16 protein-coding genes are annotated in these 17,095 nt (G+C 66.2%); 8 read left to right on the top strand and 8 right to left on the bottom strand.

The genetic code is table 11. The features are described 5' to 3' along the window. The first annotated feature begins 49 nt into the window (after positions 1 to 49). Both OVA06_RS03140 and OVA06_RS03135 read left to right on the top strand, forming a co-directional pair. On the top strand, positions 50 to 1,300 hold the full coding sequence (locus OVA06_RS03140) for an Nramp family divalent metal transporter (RefSeq protein ID WP_268156235.1): 1,251 nt from the start codon (positions 50 to 52) through the stop codon (positions 1,298 to 1,300). A gap of 105 nt (positions 1,301 to 1,405) precedes the next feature. Beyond that, positions 1,406 to 2,167, top strand: coding sequence for a CPBP family intramembrane glutamic endopeptidase (locus OVA06_RS03135; protein WP_268156233.1), 762 nt, complete (start codon positions 1,406 to 1,408; stop codon positions 2,165 to 2,167). A 3-nt stretch (positions 2,168 to 2,170) separates the two neighbouring features. Here OVA06_RS03135 and OVA06_RS03130 read toward each other — a convergent pair whose 3' ends face one another. From OVA06_RS03130 to OVA06_RS03115, 4 genes are read right to left on the bottom strand one after another with little or no spacing between them, the layout of a single operon-like run. Further along, a complete protein-coding gene (locus OVA06_RS03130; protein WP_268156231.1) occupies positions 2,171 to 3,964 on the bottom strand; it encodes a hypothetical protein in 1,794 nt (597 codons plus the stop codon). A 4-nt stretch (positions 3,965 to 3,968) separates the two neighbouring features. Next, on the bottom strand, positions 3,969 to 4,904 hold the full coding sequence (locus OVA06_RS03125; protein WP_268156229.1) for a carbohydrate ABC transporter permease: 936 nt from the start codon (positions 4,902 to 4,904) through the stop codon (positions 3,969 to 3,971). A 3-nt stretch (positions 4,905 to 4,907) separates the two neighbouring features. After that, positions 4,908 to 5,852 carry a carbohydrate ABC transporter permease gene (locus tag OVA06_RS03120; protein WP_261620210.1) on the bottom strand — a complete coding sequence of 315 codons (945 nt, stop codon included), beginning with the start codon at positions 5,850 to 5,852 and terminating at the stop codon, positions 4,908 to 4,910. Between the two features lie 4 nt (positions 5,853 to 5,856). Continuing rightward, entirely contained in the window at positions 5,857 to 7,128 is a 1,272-nt protein-coding gene (locus OVA06_RS03115; RefSeq protein WP_268156226.1) for an ABC transporter substrate-binding protein, read from the bottom strand. 228 nt (positions 7,129 to 7,356) lie between these two features. On the opposite strand from OVA06_RS03115, the gene OVA06_RS03110 reads away from it, so the two are divergent. From OVA06_RS03110 to OVA06_RS03095, 4 genes are all read left to right on the top strand, one after another. Beyond that, entirely contained in the window at positions 7,357 to 7,797 is a 441-nt protein-coding gene (locus tag OVA06_RS03110; protein WP_056076210.1) for a VOC family protein, read from the top strand. A 22-nt stretch (positions 7,798 to 7,819) separates the two neighbouring features. Then, complete coding sequence (locus OVA06_RS03105) at positions 7,820 to 8,773, top strand: 1,4-dihydroxy-2-naphthoyl-CoA synthase (protein WP_268156223.1); 954 nt, start codon at positions 7,820 to 7,822, stop codon at positions 8,771 to 8,773. Positions 8,774 to 8,787: 14 nt separating this feature from the next. After that, complete coding sequence (locus OVA06_RS03100; protein ID WP_056076215.1) at positions 8,788 to 9,978, top strand: AMP-binding protein; 1,191 nt, start codon at positions 8,788 to 8,790, stop codon at positions 9,976 to 9,978. 75 nt (positions 9,979 to 10,053) lie between these two features. Then, positions 10,054 to 10,935 carry a 1,4-dihydroxy-2-naphthoate polyprenyltransferase gene (locus tag OVA06_RS03095; protein WP_056076218.1) on the top strand — a complete coding sequence of 294 codons (882 nt, stop codon included), beginning with the start codon at positions 10,054 to 10,056 and terminating at the stop codon, positions 10,933 to 10,935. A 47-nt stretch (positions 10,936 to 10,982) separates the two neighbouring features. On the opposite strand, the gene OVA06_RS03090 is transcribed toward OVA06_RS03095, so the two are convergent. Next, complete coding sequence (locus OVA06_RS03090; protein ID WP_261620213.1) at positions 10,983 to 11,297, bottom strand: DUF4229 domain-containing protein; 315 nt, start codon at positions 11,295 to 11,297, stop codon at positions 10,983 to 10,985. 62 nt (positions 11,298 to 11,359) lie between these two features. On the opposite strand from OVA06_RS03090, the gene OVA06_RS03085 reads away from it, so the two are divergent. Next, complete coding sequence (locus tag OVA06_RS03085) at positions 11,360 to 11,749, top strand: PLD nuclease N-terminal domain-containing protein (RefSeq protein WP_056076225.1); 390 nt, start codon at positions 11,360 to 11,362, stop codon at positions 11,747 to 11,749. 5 nt (positions 11,750 to 11,754) lie between these two features. Then, entirely contained in the window at positions 11,755 to 12,372 is a 618-nt protein-coding gene (locus tag OVA06_RS03080) for a hypothetical protein (protein ID WP_268156218.1), read from the top strand. Here OVA06_RS03080 and OVA06_RS03075 read toward each other — a convergent pair. The 3 genes from OVA06_RS03075 to OVA06_RS03065 all read right to left on the bottom strand — a co-directional run bounded on the left by OVA06_RS03075 (position 12,369) and on the right by OVA06_RS03065 (position 17,012). Beyond that, the gene (locus OVA06_RS03075) at positions 12,369 to 13,859 is read right to left on the bottom strand and encodes a dynamin family protein (protein ID WP_268156216.1); all 1,491 of its coding nucleotides are present in this window, start codon (positions 13,857 to 13,859) and stop codon (positions 12,369 to 12,371) included. The genes OVA06_RS03080 and OVA06_RS03075 overlap by 4 nt on opposite strands. Beyond that, complete coding sequence (locus OVA06_RS03070) at positions 13,856 to 15,706, bottom strand: dynamin family protein (RefSeq protein ID WP_268160608.1); 1,851 nt, start codon at positions 15,704 to 15,706, stop codon at positions 13,856 to 13,858. Before OVA06_RS03070 ends, OVA06_RS03075 begins: the two co-directional genes overlap by 4 nt. 136 nt (positions 15,707 to 15,842) lie before the next feature. Then, the gene (locus OVA06_RS03065; protein WP_268156214.1) at positions 15,843 to 17,012 is read right to left on the bottom strand and encodes an IniB N-terminal domain-containing protein; all 1,170 of its coding nucleotides are present in this window, start codon (positions 17,010 to 17,012) and stop codon (positions 15,843 to 15,845) included. Positions 17,013 to 17,095: the final 83 nt, after the last annotated feature.

The raw sequence follows: 17,095 nt of genomic DNA, 5'->3' as shown, positions 1-17,095 counted from the left end.
TAAATTTGCGGTAGTCTCGTGTCATTACCGCAATGGCGAGGAGATGATCATGGCAGCACCCACCCTGCAAGTACGGCCGGCCGCAGGCAAGCTGTGGTCACGGCTCCTGCTGCTGGGCCCGGCGTTCGTCGCCGCCATCGCCTACGTGGATCCCGGAAACGTCGCCGCAAACCTGACCGCCGGCGCGAACTACGGCTACCTGCTGGTCTGGGTGCTGGTGATGGCCAACGCCATGGCCGTCCTGGTGCAGTACCAGTCCGCGAAACTGGGCCTTGCCACCGGCCTGAGCCTGCCGGAAATCCTTGGCAAGCGGCTGGGAACCCGCTCCCGGCGCCTCTACTGGGTGCAGGCCGAGGTGGTTGCCGGCGCCACCGACATGGCCGAAGTCATTGGCGGCGCCGTGGCCCTGAACCTGCTGTTCGGGCTGCCGCTCCTGCTGGGCGGGGTCATCATCGGCATCGCGTCCATGCTGCTTCTGGCGCTGCAGACCGCCCGCGGCCAACGGTCCTTCGAATACGCCGTCCTGGTCCTCCTCGGAGTGATCGCCGTCGGCTTCATGTCCGGCCTGTTCGTCAACCCGCCCGACGCCGGCAGCGCCCTGGGCGGACTGGTTCCGCGTTTCGAGGGAACGGACACCGTCCTGCTCGCCGCGAGCATGCTCGGCGCCACGGTGATGCCGCACGCAATCTACCTGCACTCCGCGCTGGCCCGTGACCGGTTCGGCTTCTCCCCGGACCCGGCCGTGCGGACCCGCCTGATCCGGGCCACCCGGTTCGATGTGCTGGGCGCGCTGCTGCTGGCCGGCGTGGTCAACATCTCGATGCTGCTGCTGGCCGCATCCAGCCTGCGCGGCATCGAAGGAACGGACACCATCGCCGGAGCCCACGCCGCCGTCTCCGCCGCCTTGGGACCAGCCATCGGCGTCGTGTTCGCCGTCGGGCTCCTGGCATCCGGCCTGGCCTCCACCTCGGTGGGCTGCTATGCCGGCGCAACCATCATGGGCGGCCTGCTGAAGGTCCGGATTCCGCTGCTGGTCCGGCGGGTCATCACCCTCATCCCCGCCCTGGTGATCCTCGGGGCAGGAATCGAGCCGACGCTCGCCCTGGTCCTGAGCCAGGTGCTGCTGAGTTTCGGCATTCCGTTTGCGCTGATCCCGTTGATCCGCCTGACCGGCAAACGCGAGATCATGGGCATCCATGTTGACTCCCGCGCGCTAAAGATCGCCGGTTGGACCAGCGCCACGCTGATCGTCGGATTGAACTGCGTGCTGATCGCTCTGACCATCGCCGGGCAGTCCTGATCACCACGCCAATCCTGAAAGCCGGGGCAACAATCATGACCGGGCAATCCCGGGGCCTGATTCCGGCAGCCCACCCGGGGGGCATCCGGAAGCTAGGCTGAAACCATGGCCACCACGCACCGCCGCCCGCCCGCACCACAGCCGGAACTGTACAGGTTCGCTCCCCTGGACTTCGCCGCGCTGGCTACGTATGTGGCCATTGCCGGCGTCTTCACCGTGGCCGGCGAGCTCCTGGCACCGGCCCTTCAGCAACTGGCCCCCTCCCCGGCGGCGGCGTCCTATCTGGTCAACCTGGTCTTCTACGGAACCGTGGCGGTCCTGGCGTTCCTGGCCGCCCGGCGGGTGGTGGTGCGCGACCTAAGGGTCCTGGCCACCCGCCCGTGGTTCACCCTGCTGATGGTCCCGGCGGCCGTAATCGTGATGATGATCCTCACGGCCGTGGTGGTGGCTACCGGCGGGGAGGCCCAGACCTCCGCCAACCAGGCCGGCCTGCAGTCGCTGATGCAGCAGGTCCCTGCCTGGCTGATTGTGCCCGTCCTGGTGGTGGTGGGCCCGTTCGTGGAGGAGTACATCTTCCGGCACCTCCTGATCGGCAAACTCAGCAGGCGGCTGAACATCTGGCTGTGCTGCGCCCTGTCCGTGGTGGTGTTCGCCGGCATCCATATCGCCGGCCAGGAAGCGATCACCCTGACGGCGCTGCTGCCTTACCTGGCCATGGGCGCCACCCTGGTATTCGTCTACGTCTGGACCGGCCGGAACGTGATGTTCTCCTATTTCGTCCACGCCGCCAAGAACCTGCTGGCGGTGGTTTTCATCTACGCCATCCCGCCGGAACTGTTTGAACAGCTCCAGCAGGCCCACCCCTGATTCCTAAGGCGCTTCGGTGCTCCCCCGCAGGAGCAGGCGGTGGCTGCCGGCGGTTCGTCCCGTGATGAACACCTTGACCCCCTCCGAGGCGTTGGTCCCCGCCAGGTAGCGGTAGTTTTCCCCCGGGTTGTAGGCGGGTGGAGTGTCGGGATCAGCCGGCAGGCCCGGCCCGAACTCGATGGCGTCAGCGCCCACCCTGTAACTGCCGGTCCCCTGCACCAGCTGGAAGGCTCCCGGCGTGCCTGAAGCCGGGACCACGCCGTCGAGCACGCCCCCGGGCCGGAACGTCAGTTCCAGCGCAAAGGCGGTGTCAGCACCGTCGAAATCCAGCTCCAGGACGGTCTGCCCCGGCTCGGCCCGGACGGCAATCTCCGTGCCCAGCCGGTGGACCACCGTGGGCCTGCCGGGAAAGTCCATGCTGGCGCTGAACCGGCCCTCGTGGCCCAGCGCGTAGACGCCGTCCTCCCGCCTGCGGGCGGCGGGCAGTGGCAGGTAGAAGTTCGCTGAAAGCTCCTCGGACAGCCGCACCGTGGCGCCGTCACGCACCGTGTGCTGGCTGCGGAACGGGCCCAGGTCGAAGAAACTGCGGGACAGCCGCACTCCGGAGAGGACCGCTGCTCCGTGTGCGAACCGCAGGAACGTGGGGTTGCTGGCCAGCCCGGACACCACTGCCGGGACCAGGCCGTCACAGCCGCCGTACACAGTGGTCACTGCGCGCCCGGCCCGGAACCGGTAGGCGCCGCAGGTTTCCAGTGCGGCGCCCGCCGGAGCGAGGGGAACGGGCAGTGTGCTGTCCGGTGCCGCGGCTGCTGCCGTCTCTTCCGGGAGGGCGGCGTGCAGCCAGGGGTCCAGCCGCAGCAGCGCCAGCAGTTTGGCGGGTTCGTGCAGCGGGAGCGTCCCCAGCCACGCGGCCGCGACGGCAAAGTCCGGGTTGGCGTCTTGGTTGGCCAGCCGCCGGTAGAGCGGAAGGAAGGGGGCGGCGTTGAAGTCCATCCACTGGTCCTGCCGGCGGGAGAACACGGACTCCAGGGTTCCGTCCGAGTTGAACCAGGGCAGGAATGCCGTGAGGTTCCGGCGGACGTGGTCCAGCAGTTCAGGACGGCCCGCATGGTCTGCGATGGCCAGCAGCGACGGGTTGGTCACGGCCGAGGCGTACAGCGCGCTGCGTTCGGAATACATGCCGTCCGGCAGCTGGTCGATGCCTTCGGCCAGCCATTCGGTGATCCTGTCCGCGATGTCCTGCCGCGGCTGCAGCGCGTTGATCCTTGCCAGGGCGGCGGACAGTTCCCAGCGGTGGTTGGGAGTGTGGACTCCCCCTGCCACCAGCGCGTCGGTGGCGCGGGAGATGATGCCGGCCAGCCGGGCCCCCGCGTCCGCGAGCGCCTTCCCGGGCGTTTCCAGGGCACTGATGATGCCCAGGGCGATGCACGCATCGTTGAGGGTGAAGGCGGAATCCGGCGGGGAACAGAGGTTGGTGCCGTCGAACAGGCCGGTGGGGCCCTGCAGGTGTTCGAGCCGGTCCAGGCACCGGCGCATCGCGTCACCGGTGCCGTCTGCGGCGGAGTCTCCCCCGGCGACACCACCGACGCCGTCGCCGGCGCCATCCGCGCCGGAGCCGTAAAAGGCGGAGCCGGGCTCCGTGGTGACCGCTGCCAAAGCCAGCAGCCTGCCCATGGCAGCGCGGTGCGGAAGTGCCGCGGCGTCGTCGTCGTGCGTGGCCAGGAACTCTGCCACGCTCCTGTCCGCCGCCTCCACCACCCGGGCGCGGAAAGCCGTGTCAGTCGTTGTCGTCTCCATGGCCCTAGTCCTTCAGTCCGGCGCTGACATCGGCGTTGAGCACGTACTTCTGGAACACAAAGAACACGAACACCAGCGGCAGGAGGGAAATCACCGAGGCCCCCAGCAGCACCGGCCAGTCGATGTTTTCCGCGCCAACGATGCTGCGCAGCGCAACCTGCAGCGTGTACCACTTGGGGTCGTTGAGCACGATCAGCGGCCAGATGTAGTCGTTCCAGCGCCATTGGAAGGAGAAGATGGCCAACGTGAACAGGATGGGCTTGGACAGCGGGAGCATGATCCGGAAGAAGATGGCCAGCTCACTGGCGCCATCGATCCTGGCGGAGTGCAGCAGGTCGTCCGGGACGGTCAGGAAGAACTGCCGGAACATGAAGACGCCGGTGGCCGTCAGCACGGAGGGCACGATGATGCCGGCCAGCGAGTTGTAGAGGCCCAGGTCCCGGATGACCGAGAACGTGGGGTTCAGGATGACTTCGGTGGGCAGCATGGTAGTGGCAAGGATGCACACGAAGAACAGCCGGGTGCCCTTGTTGTTGTACTTGGCCAGGGCGTACCCCGTGCAGGCACTGAAGAAGACCGTGAGGACCGTGGTGACGATGGAAACCGTCGCCGTGTTCAGGAAGTACTGGGCGAAGTCCACCCGCTCCCAGGCGTCCACGAAGCCCTGGAAGGTCCATTCGCGCGGAATCATGGACAGCGGGTAGCTGAAGAGTTCGCTGCCGGGCTTGAAGGAGCTGAGCAGGAACCAGAGCAGCGGGAACGCGTAGATCGCTGCGATCAGCCAGGTCACCACGGTGAGCGGGACGGATGCCTTGGCGCGGGCCTCCCGGTTTCCCCGCGGCTTCTTCCCCGGGGAAGCGGGCGGGGAAGCGGCGGTCCTTCCCGCCCCGATGGCCGCTTCCTCGGCGATAGCAGGAGGCAGGTTGGCAGCTGTTGCCATGGGTCAGCCCTTCTTCCGGTTGAACCGCAGCTGGATCAGCGCGATGGCCAGCAGGACCACCATCAGCACCATGGAGGCGGCGCTGGCGTAGCCCACCTTGGACTGCTCGAAGCCGGTCTTGTAGATGTACTGCACAATCAGGGTGTTCTCCGTTCCAGGCCCGCCGTTGGTGAGTGCCTGGATCATGGCGAACTCCTTCATCGCATGGATGGTGGAGAGCAGGATGACCATGAACGACGTCGGCGCGATGGCCGGGAGCGTGACGTGCAGGAAGCGCTGCCACGCGTTCGCCCCGTCCAGCTCGGCTGCCTCCAGCAGGGCCTCGGGGATGTTCTTCAGCGCGGCGATGAAGAGGAGCATGTTGAACGCGGTGCCGCCCCAGGCCGAGGCGAAGATGACCACCGCGAGGGCCAGGTTGCCGTTGCTGGACCACGGGACGGGGCTGCCGCCCAGCAGGGAGATGATGAAGTTGACGAAGCCGAAGTCCTGGCCGAACAGCCACTTCCAGATCACGCCCACCACGATGGGCGAGATCAGCCAGGGCAGGAAGATCACCATCTTCGCCGCAGTGCGGCCGCGGACGGCCTTGCTGACCAGCAGCGAGGCCACCCCCAGCGAGCACACGTACACCAGCGGCACGGACAGGACCGTGTAGGCGAAGGTCCTGCCCAGCGCCGCATAGAACGTGCTGTCCGCGAGGAGCTTCTGGAAGTTGGCCAGGCCGATGAAGTGGAGCTTGCCCACCCCGCGGTAGTCGGTGAACGAGTACAGCATCCCCAGGGCGCCCGGCCAGACGAAGAAGACCAGGAAGAGCACCACGTTCACGCCCACCAGGACCAGCGGGGCTATGACGTAGCGGTTGCGGCGCTTCTGCTGCGACTTGCTCCGGACCGCCCCCGTGGGGGGCGTCCCGGGAGCCGCAGTAGTGCTGATGGTTGGGTTGGCCACTGGCTTAGGCGCCGTTGTAGAGCTTCACGATGTTGTCCACCGTGGTTTTGGCATCCTGGCTGCCGGAGAGCATCTTCACGGTCTCTTCACGCAGCGGGTCCCCGGTGAACGGGGTTTCGGCGTAGGCCTCAGCCACCACGCGCTTAATGGCGTTGTCGCCCTTGGCGTCGTTTTCGGCGATCTGCTTCTGGTACAGCTCAAAGGACGGCTGCTGGAACTGGTACTCCACCTTGAGGTCCTTGGCCGGCAGGTAGCCGCCCAGCTGTGCGAACTCGGTGTAGTTGGCGTCCTCGTAGAACCAGTCGATGAACTTCTTGGCTTCCTCGTCCGCGCCCGTGTCCTTGAAGGCCACCATGAAGCCGCCGCCAAGGTTGGTGGCGTTGACTTCCTTCTTGGGCAGCGGCACCGAGAGCCACTCGAAGTCCTTGATGTTCTTGTTGAAGTCGGCCACCTGCCAGCTGCCGGAGTAGTACGCCGCCACCTGGCCGCTCTTGAACATGGCGTTGCCGTCCTCGCCGCTGAGCCAGACGGACTTGGGCATGGTCTTGTCGTCATTGATCTTCTGGAAGTACTCCAGGGTTTCCACGGCCTTGCTGTCGCCGGCGTACTTGCCGTTCTCCTTGGCGAAGGCGGTGCTGCCGAACTCATACATCATGGCGCGGAGGCGGTGCCCGGAGCGGTCCATGACAACGCCGTACTTGGCACCGGCTTTTTCGCGGACTTCGGTGACGGCGGCAACGAACTCGTCCCAGGTCCAGGTGCCCTCGATGGCTGTGGGGTATTTGACGCCTGCCTTGTCGAACAGGCTCTTGTTGACGAACAGGCCCACTGCGGTGAGGTCCGAGGGGACGGCGGGAATGATGCCGTCCGGGGATTCCTGCAGGTACTTTTCATCGATGCCGTGGGACTTGGCGATGTCAGAGAGGTCCTGCAACTGGTTGACCCACAGTGGGTCGATGCTGGTGACGCGTGCCAGCGCCGGAAGGTCGTTGGCGGTAGCGGCGTTCTTAAGCTTGGTGGTGATGTCCGCGGTGGGCACGTCCACCACCTCGATGGTGATGCCCGTGGCTTCCTTGTACTTCTTGGCCGCCGCAGCGAAAGCGCCGCCCTGGTTGGTGTCACCGGAGAGGACCAACTGGAGCGTCTTGGACCCGGAGTCCGAGGAACCGCCCCCGCCACCGCAGGCAGTCAGGCCGGCAGCAAGGGCTGACAGTCCAAATGCGGTCAGGCCGAACTGGCGGCGGGTGATGCTTGAGATTCTTGTCTTCTCTGACAATGGTCTGTCCTGTCTCTCAGTGCTCCTGGCCTTGCAGCAAGGCCTTTGCCGATGGTGAAAGCTAAGCCCATTCCGGCAGCACTGCCGACAAGGAAAAGCCTTTCCGGACCCAACTGTGACCTATGTCATGACATATTGTCAAGAGCACTTTTCAGCGTTGTAGATCCTTCTCGATCGAGGGAAAACGCACCCCTACCGCTCGGGCGCATGCGCCTTTAACGTTGTGGGATGGGACTGAATATCCAGATTGTCATCGACTGCCGCCGGCCGCACCAGCTTGCGGACTGGTGGGCCGAGACCCTCGAATGGTCGGTTGAGCCGCAGGATGCCGGGTTCATCCGCTCCATGATCGAGCAGGGCTTCGCCACCGAGGACCAGACCACCACCCACCACGGGAACCTGGTGTGGAAGGACGGGGCCGCCATCCGCCCGCCGGACGAAATCGAGTCCAAGGCGCCCAGCCGCCGCCTCCTGTTCCAGTCCGGCGAAGAGGAAAAGGTGGTCAAGAACCGTGTGCACTGGGACGTCAACCTCGCCGGACGGGACAAGGACGATGTCCGGAGCGAGCTGGAAGCGCGGGGCGCCACGTTCCTGTGGACGGCGCGTCAGGGACCGCATTCCTGGCACACCATGGCGGACCCCGAGGGGAACGAGTTCTGCATCAGCTAAGCACGATTACTAGACTTGGACGGTGAGCAACCAAATTCCCGCCCCGGTGTCCGATGTCTTCGATCCCACACGCTGGCGGGTGGTTGCCGGTTTCGAGGACTTCCAGGACATGACCTACCACCGCCAGGTGGAGCGGGACGCCGACGGCGGCTGGGTGCGTGACCTGCCGACGGTCCGGATTGCCTTCAACCGTCCCGAGGTACGCAACGCGTTCCGCCCCGGCACCGTGGACGAGCTCTACCGTTCGCTGGACCACGCCCGGATGACCCCGGATGTGGCCACCGTCCTGCTCACCGGCAATGGCCCCTCCCCCAAGGACGGCGGCCACTCGTTCTGTTCCGGCGGGGACCAGCGGATCCGGGGCAGGGACGGGTACAGATATGCCGATGGCGAGACGCAGGAGACCATTGACCCCGCGCGTGCCGGCCGGCTGCACATCCTTGAAGTCCAGCGGCTGATGCGCACCATGCCCAAGGTGGTCATCGCCGTCGTTAACGGCTGGGCGGCCGGCGGCGGGCACTCGCTGCATGTGGTGGCAGACCTGACCATCGCTTCCCGGCAGCATGGCAAGTTCAAGCAAACCGACGCCACGGTGGGCAGCTTCGACGCCGGCTACGGCTCGGCCCTGCTGGCCCGGCAGATAGGGCAAAAGGCGGCCCGTGAGATTTTCTTCCTGGCGCGTGAATATTCCGCGGAGGACATGGTCCGGATGGGTGCCGTCAACGAGGCCGTGGACCACGACCGCCTCGAGGACGTCGCCCTGGAGTACGCCGCGGACATCGCACGGCAGTCACCGCAGGCCATCAGGATGCTGAAGTTCGCTTTCAACCTGGCCGATGACGGCCTGGCGGGCCAGCAGGTCTTCGCCGGCGAAGCCACCCGGCTGGCCTACATGACCGATGAGGCGGTGGAGGGCAAGGAAGCCTTCCTGCAAAAACGGGACCCCGACTGGTCCGGCTTCCCGCACTACTTCTAAGGCAGGAGCGGTATATGAACAGCACCTCCCCCAACACCAGCCACCTCAACATCGAGCCCGTACTCAAGGCCCTGGCCGCCGCGCTCCACGGCGAGGGTCCCGCCGTCGAACTTTCCATCGGTGCCGACGGCGCCCTCGTGGTGGGGCACATCGAAACCCCGGGCTGCGATGACGCGGTGGCAGTGGTCCGCACCTCCGGTTCCACCGGTGCGCCCAAGGCCACCGTCCTGACCGTGGAGTCCCTGGCGGCCTCCTCGATGGCCACGGCGCTGGCGCTCAAGGGCGAAGGCCAGTGGCTTCTGGCCCTCCCCGTGCAGTACGTCGCCGGGATCCAGGTCCTGGTGCGCTCGCTGTTCGCCGGGACCCGGCCGTGGGTGATGGACATGTCCGGCGGCTTCACGCCCGAGGCCTTCACCGCCGCCGCCCTGGAGCTCACGGACAAGATCCGGTACACGTCCCTGGTGCCCACCCAGCTGCAGCGGCTCCTGGACGATCCCTCCCCTGACACGCTCGCCGTACTCCGCCGCTTCAACGCCATCCTGCTGGGCGGCGCCCCCACCCCGCCCGCGCTGCTCGACGCCGCCCGGGAGGCCGGGGTCCGCGTGGTCACCACCTACGGCTCGGCGGAAACCTCCGGCGGTTGCGTCTACGACGGCTACCCGCTGGAAGGCGTGTCCGTCCGGGTGGCCCCGGACGGCCGCATCCACCTGGGCGGCGACACCATTGCCGCCGGCTATATCGAGGCCCCGGACGAGGAAACCGGCACCTTCTTCGAAGAGGACGGCGTCCGCTGGTACCGCACCAGCGATATCGGCAAGATCGACGACGACGGCCGCCTCACCGTGCTGGGACGCGCCGACGACATGATCATCACCGGCGGCATGAAGGTTTCCGCTGCGGACGTCCAGGAAAAGCTGGAAAAGTCCGACGGCGTTGCGGCGGCTTTCGTGGCCGGCGTTCCGTCCGAGGAATGGGGCCAGGCCGTGGCCGCCTACGTGGCGCTCGCCGCGGGAGGCGCCACGGACGACGATAACGCGGGTCCTGCCGCCGACGTCGACGGCCTCCGGAACTCCTGGCACCGGGAACTGGGCTTTGCTGCGCCAAAAACTGTCCTCACGGCGCCTGCCCTGAAGATGCTGCCGAACGGGAAACCGGACCGGATGGCCATGACCGCCGAACTCAGCGCACTGCACCGGGGAAAGTAGAGTGGACCTGCACTACTGCGGCGCATGCCTGCCTGGCATCCTGCCGCTTACACGAAACAACATGAGGTACTGACCGTGGCAACAGCCGCCCAATGGATCCAAGGCGCACGCCTGAGAACGCTTCCCGCCGCGATTGCGCCGGTGCTCATCGGCTCCGCCGCCGCCTATGCGATGGATTCATTCCTTCTGCCCAACGCCATCCTGGCAGCGCTGGTGGCCCTCCTGCTCCAGGTGGGCGTGAACTTCGCCAACGACTACTCGGACGGCATCCGCGGAACGGACGACGACCGCGTGGGTCCGCTGCGCCTGGTGGGCTCCGGAGCGGCCAAGCCGGAGCACGTTAAGCGGGCTGCGTTCGCAACCTTCGCCGGCGCCATGGTGTTCGGGCTGGCACTGGTGGTCATCACCCAAAGCTGGTGGCTCATCCTGGTGGGCCTCGGCTGCGTCATGGCCGCCTGGGGCTACACCGGCGGCAAGAACCCCTACGGTTACATGGGCCTGGGCGACGTCTTCGTGTTCGTGTTCTTCGGCCTGGTGGCCACCCTGGGAACCACCTACACCCAGGCCGGGCAGGTCAGCCTGCCCGCCGTCATCGGCGCCATCGGTACCGGACTGATTGCCACTGCCCTGCTTATGGCCAACAACGTCCGCGACATCCCCACGGACATGCAGGCAGGCAAGAAGACCCTCGCCGTGCGGCTGGGAGACAAGCATGCCCGCGAAAGCTACGTGCTGATGCTGGCTGTCGCCATCCTGTTGGTGGTCATCCTGGCTCCGGGACGTCCGTGGATGCTCATTGTCCTGCTGCTGATCCCGGCCTGCCTCATGCCGGCCTGGCTGATGATCAACGGCCGCAAGCGCAAGAGCCTAATCCCGGTACTCAAGCAGACAGGGCTGATCAACCTTGGCTACAGCGTCCTGTTCTCACTGGGACTGGTGCTCAGCCACGGCTTCTGAGCCGTCTATTACCGGCCACGGATAACCACCCTGGCCCGCTGGCCGCGTCAGTTCTGCGGCTTGGGGTTCCTGGCGTCATTGTTGATGGCGACGTCCGGGTTGGCGTCCAGCAGGGCGTCCTCGGCGTTGGCGTCCTGGACCTCGCCCGCGGAGCGCAGCGGCTTGGCCTTGCCGGAGAAACGGTGGTGCAGGTTTGCCGTTGCAGCGTCCCGCTGCTTCTGGAAGAACAGGTAGCTCACGGCGAAGGCGATCACTCCGGCGAAGACCACCGACATCAGGGCACCCAGCTGCAGGAGCATGAAAACGACGAACAACGGCACGAAGAGCGCCAGGCGGATCAGGGAATATTTCAAAAAGGCCACATTCAAGTTTAGCCGTCTCCGGCCCGCGACCCCCTGCGCCTGCGGACGATAGACTTAGTGGCATGCTTCTCCGTGTGGCTTTGGCCGTGGCAGTCCTCGTCATCTTTGTGTATGGCCTCGTGGACGTGATCCGCACCGATGGCCGTCTCACCCGCGGAATTTCCAAACCCGCCTGGATCGTGGTCATGATCATCCTGCCGGTGCTGGGCGCGATTCTTTGGCTTCTCATTGGCCGTCCCCGTGCCGCCGCACCGCAGCAGCAGGGTTACCGCCACCCCACCGCACCGGACGATGATCCGGAGTTCCTCCGCAATCTCGAGGTCCGCCGCCGCAACGAGGCAGAAGCCGCGCGGCTGAAGAAGCTCAAGGACGATCTCGAGGCCAAGGCCAAGGAATCCGACGGTAACAAGGGCAAGCACGAAAACGACCACGACACCGACGGACTGAAGTAGGGCCCATGGCTTACGACCCTGACGGAGAAGAACGGCTGCGCACCACGCCCACCGGTACAGCCCCGCCGTCAGGGCCAGACGCCCAACCTTCGCCGCCGCCCCGGCCAGGCCTTTCCTACGCGGCCCCGGCGCCCATCGCCGTCGCCCCTCCCGTCCCCGGTGCCGTGCGGCTTGCCCGGGCCCTGTGGCTCCTCAGTTTCGTAGCGGGGCTGAGCGTCCTGGTGGGGTCTTTCCTCAGCCGCGACGGGCATCTGGAGCGCCTGCGCTCGGTGGTGGACGGGATGGCCCCCGGCGGGGATGCGGAGGCCGTCAGCACCGCCAGCGGAATCGTTTTTTGGGGCAGCGTTGGGGCACTCCTGTTGGTGATCCTTCTCGAGGCCGCCCTCCTCGGCGCGGTCCTGGCACGGCACGGCTGGGCACGCTGGGCGCTGGTCCCGCTGCTGGCGGTGCATGCCGTGGCAACGCTGCTCGCCACGGCGTTCCTGATGCCGGAAGGTGACAGTGCCAACTACGTCATGTTGCTCTGGGGAGCCCAACTGCTCCTCACGCTGGTGGGGCTGGTCCTGCTGTTCCTCCCGGCCTCCAACGCCTGGCTGAAGAGCCGCCGAACAGTCCACCGCTAGGCGGTGCGCTGCCGCTGAAGAGCTGCTGACTCCGCCAGCACGCCCTCGCAGCTGCGGATCACCACACGGCAGGCGTCGATGGCCGAGCGTTCCGTGAGCGGATTCTCGGCAAGGGCCCGCCACCGCAGCAGGCACCGCCGGGCCTCGTCGGAAAGCTCATCCGGCGTGGCGTCCGCCTCCAGGCCCAACCGCACGTGGGTGGCGGCACCCAGTCCGCCGACGAGGCGTTCGGCGTCGGAGGCAAGATCGGATTTCAGGGACACACCGGTGGTCCGCAGTGTTGCCAGCAGCCGCAGTTCGCGGAATTCATGGGCATTGGCCTGAAGGCGCTCAAGGGAGCCGGCGAGTTCTTCCGTCCCTTCGCGCGGACTGGACCGCAGGAGCGCCTCGACCCCCACCAGCGCCGTACGCGCCTTGAGGGCCCCGGCGCGGGCCTGGAACTGCCGTTCCAGCAGTTCCAGCAACGGATCCAGTCCGCTGCGCCGGGCAAGTTCGTGGGCCAGGGGGGTGGGTTCATTGAACCCGTTGCGGATAAGGACCACGGCAAGCCGGATGCCGAACAGACCGAACCTGGCAAGCAGCGAAGCCCTGGCCTCGGATGTCAGCCGTTCGGGTTCGGAGCCGCGGAGGAACCGGTCCGCCGAGAGCATCATCTTTTCGCGGGCCGCACGGTCCAGCCCCGCCAGCAGCTGAAGTGAGGCGAAGTCCTGTTGCCGGAGGCTGCGGGCGGTCTGGGCGAGCAGGCCCGCCACCGGAACCACCCCCAGCGCGAGCTTCCGGAGGTTGTGGTCGCGCCGGTACCGTTCTGCGATATCTCCGGCTGAGAGCAGCGAGTCAATGCGGCCGGCGCCCACCTCATCGGCCCGGGACAGCACGGCCAGTGCGTTGACGGTGCCGGACCTGCCTGACTCGGTGTCCTTGAATGATTCCAGGAACCGCAGGTCCGAAGCATGCATATGCCGCATCAGGTATACGATTGCGTCGGCCTGCGACGGCGTATCCGCAGGAGTAAGGAATCCGGTCGCCACGGCTGACACATCCTCCGAGAGCGACGCGATGCCGGGGGTGTCGATCAGTGTCATGGCCCGGAGCGTGGGCGAGGGCCACTCGACGTCCAGCCGCTCGGCGTCTTCGGCGCGGACATCACCCAGGACGAAGACCAGCCGCCCGTCCACGCGTTTCAGCGGCAGCGGACGCGGTTCGCCGTCCCGCGGGTGAAGCATGATCCTGGGTGTCCGGCCATACCGGTACCACGTGACGATCCGGGTGCACTCGCCGGTGTCCGTGGGCGCGATTTCCTCGCCGATGATGGCGTTCAGCAGCGTTGACTTGCCGGCCTTGACCATGCCGGCGATGGCAATGCGGAGGGGCTCTGCCAGCCGCTGCCCGTACCCCTGCAGCAGGGCCACGGCAGCGGCGTCGTCAGCGTAGACGTCCAGGGCGTCCCGGACCAGGCCGGCGGCCCCGGCAACGGTATCCGCAGTCATCCGGCCGCTACCGGCGCGAGGGGCCGGGACGCGGCCACTTCAGCCGCCACCGCGGCCGCTGCCGCGTGCAGGGCGTCCACCTTCTTGAGTTCGGCCTTGATGTCCCTGATCCGGACGTCCTTTTGCAGGGTGAACGTGGTGGCTGCCTTCTGCGCCACGGCCACGGAGTCGGACAGCGACCTGTGGTGCTCCTCTGCGATCTCGGTGAAGTGGTCCCGGATGGACCGCTGCACCAGCCGCAGGCGGTCCTTGAGCTGCTTGCCCACCTGGAATGTCACGTCGTCGATTTGGCGCCGGACCAAAGCTTTGGCCTCGCCCTGCCGCCGCTTGAGCCGGGCTTCCCGGTCCTCCCGGTAGGCCTTGCGTCCCAGCAGCAGGCCGGCGCCCACGGACAGCGGATTGATCAGCGCCATGCCGAAGATGCCGGTCAGCAGGCCAAACATCAGCACACCGCCGTACGAACCGCGCATGCCGATCAGGACTTTCTGCATGGGATTGATGCGGCCAGGGTCAAGGGCCGGCATCTCCTCCACGGGGTCCAGGGCGTCGCCGGTGTCGGAAACCCTCAGGGCCGGGATCCTTACCTCGTCGGCGGCAAAGTGCTCGGCCACCTGCGAGGCCAGCCAGTGCGCCCGCTCGCTGGTCCACACGAAGGTGTCCGAGATGGCTGCGGCGGAGCATTCCTCCAGCCACTTGGAGAATTCGTTCCACGTGGGCCCGGGATCGCCATGGTCAATGGCGGCCTCGGCTTCCCGCTGGATCCGGCGGAGCCGGTCGCGGAGGTCGTACTCCATGTCCGCAATGAGGTCGCTGATGCCGTCGCTGAGTGTGACCTGCCAGCGGGCCGAACGCTTCCGAAGATCATCGGCTTCGGTTTTGGCCAGTTCCAGGCCCGCGATCATCCGGGGTGTGCCGGCGGGGTTCTCGAGGGCATCGAGTTCGGACTGCAGGGACAGCCGGAGGTTTTCGGTGACCGAGAGCAGGTCCTGGCTAACGTGCCGGCGCTGGAGCCGCTCCGATTTGCCCACGATTTCGTTGCGCAGGTGCCGGACCAGTGCCGGGAACCCGGACTCGCCGTTCAGCTCGGCGTCCTGCAGCCGGCTGGCCTCGAGCCGGAGGTCCGAGGACACCGGGAAGAGCGGGATGTCCGGTGCAACGGTGTCCAGGCGGGACCGGTCCATGGCCGCCACACGCCGCCACTCCGGGTAGAGGTCAGTCTTGGACAGGACACCCACCACGCTGGGGGTGATCCGCATTGCCTGGCGGAGGAAGCGAAGCTCGGGTTCGGTGTATTCCTGCGAGGCATCGGAAACCAGCAGCATGGCATCGGCCGTTGGGAGGGCCGTCAAGGTGGTGAGCGTGTGCGAGGATCCCATGCCGCCCACACCCGGTGAGTCGATGACCGTCAGCCCGCCGGTGAGGATCTTCCGCGGCAGGTACACCTCGGCGGCCACCAGTTTCTTGCTGTTGCCGGGATTGCCCTGCTCGGAAACGTACGCGGCGATGTCCTCGATGGGGATCGGCTGGCGTTCAACGCTTCCCTCTTCGCCGCCGTCGGAATCCGCCTTGGGAACAAGGATGGCTGCCGAGGCCGGTTCGCCGTGGCGGACCACTGTGGGCACTGAGGTGGCAATGTCATCGTCCACCGGGCACACCGGCGCGTTCACCAGGGCGTTGATCAGCTTGCTCTTGCCCTGTTTGAACTCCCCCACCACGATGACACGGACACTCGGGTCCCGCAGCCGTCCCGCGGCCTGCTCCAGGCGCTTGCGGAGGTCGGCGCGGTCTGCCGTCTGGGCCAACTGGAGGCCGTGCTCCACCAGCTTGATCAGCTGTCCCGCTGTCATCGGTGTTGGTTTTGCCAGTCCTGCTTCTGCCACAGTGTGTCCTTTGCGTCGGGCTCCGGGTTGGAAGGCGGGCTAAGCCGGGCATAGCCCGGCAGGAGGGTTTCCCCTCCTGCCGGGCTTTCTGCCCGGACCGGGCCTAGAGGATCACGGTGTTGTCCTCTACTTCGATGTCGGTGTTGATCTCGGAGTTGTCCTGGAAGGAGTCCTCGACCTGCAGCGAGTTGTCCTGGAAGGAATCCTCCACCTCCACCGAGTTGTCCTGGAACGAATCCTCAACGTCCACATCCGTGTTGATCGAGTTGTCCGAGTTATCGGTGGCGCTGCTGGAGTTGTCCGAATTGTCGGTGGTAGTGGTGTTGGCCACGTTGTCCAGGTCGACATCCAGGTTGGTGGAGTTGTCCGAGTTGTCCTGGAAGGAATCGGCGATGTCCACGTCCGTGTTGATCGAGTTGTCCGAATTGTCGGTGCTGGTGGTGTTCCCCACGTTGTCCAGGTCGACGTCGATGTCCGTGGAGTTATCCGAGTTGTCCGAATTGTCCGAGTTGTCGGAATTGTCGTTGTATGAGCCGTTGGTGGAGTTGTCCGAGTTGTCGGAATTATCCGAGTTGTCGTTGAACGAGTCGTCCACGTCGAGGTCCACGTCGGTGTTAAAGGAGTCGTCGATGTCCGTCTCTTCGTTGCCGATGTTGACGTCGCCGCCGGCTCGGACGGAGTTGTCGGTGGAGTTATCCGTCGAGTTGTCCGAGTTGTCGTTGTAGGAGTCCTCGATGTTGTTGGAATCGTCCACGTCGGCATCGTCACCGGCAGCGATGGAACGGTCGCCGGAGGCGATCACGGAATCGTTGTCGAACCACTGCTTGACGTCGCCGTCGGCCCAGATGTTCTGGTTCACGGACTGGTCGACAATGTTGTCCCGGTCATCCACCGTGGAGGTGTAGGAGTAGTTGTTCACGATGTGGTGCAGCTGCTGGATCGCGTGCCCGTGGTCATCGTGGTCATGGTCGTGGTGTCCGCCGTTATCGCCGCCGGCCGGGGGCGGGGTTACTGCGCCACCGCCACCGCCGTTGTGGCCGGTGTCGGCGCTGTTGCCGCCGGTGCTGTACTCGCGGTCGAAGCGGGAAGCGTTGACCGCGATGGGGGCGTAGTCCAGCACTACGGGCATTGCGGCATCCACGTCAGCTGAGCACACGCCGCCCAGGCCGTGGTCTTCCAGGACGCGCTCCGGATCGTCCAGGAATTCCTGGGCCGCCTGGCGGTCGCCGAAGAGGCTCATCAGGAACTGGACGAGATCATTTGCGAGTGTCATTTCGTGGTCCTCAATCTTCTCTGTATTGCGGATCACCAGGCATCGTTGCCGGGTTGGAACCAACGTACGGGCCCCATACCGGC

Source organism: Pseudarthrobacter sp. SL88, assembly GCF_026672455.1.
Taxonomy (GTDB): Bacteria; Actinomycetota; Actinomycetes; order Actinomycetales; family Micrococcaceae; genus Arthrobacter.
The sequence above is the reverse complement of the archived record's forward strand: the minus strand, read 5'-3'. Positions and strand labels throughout refer to the sequence as shown.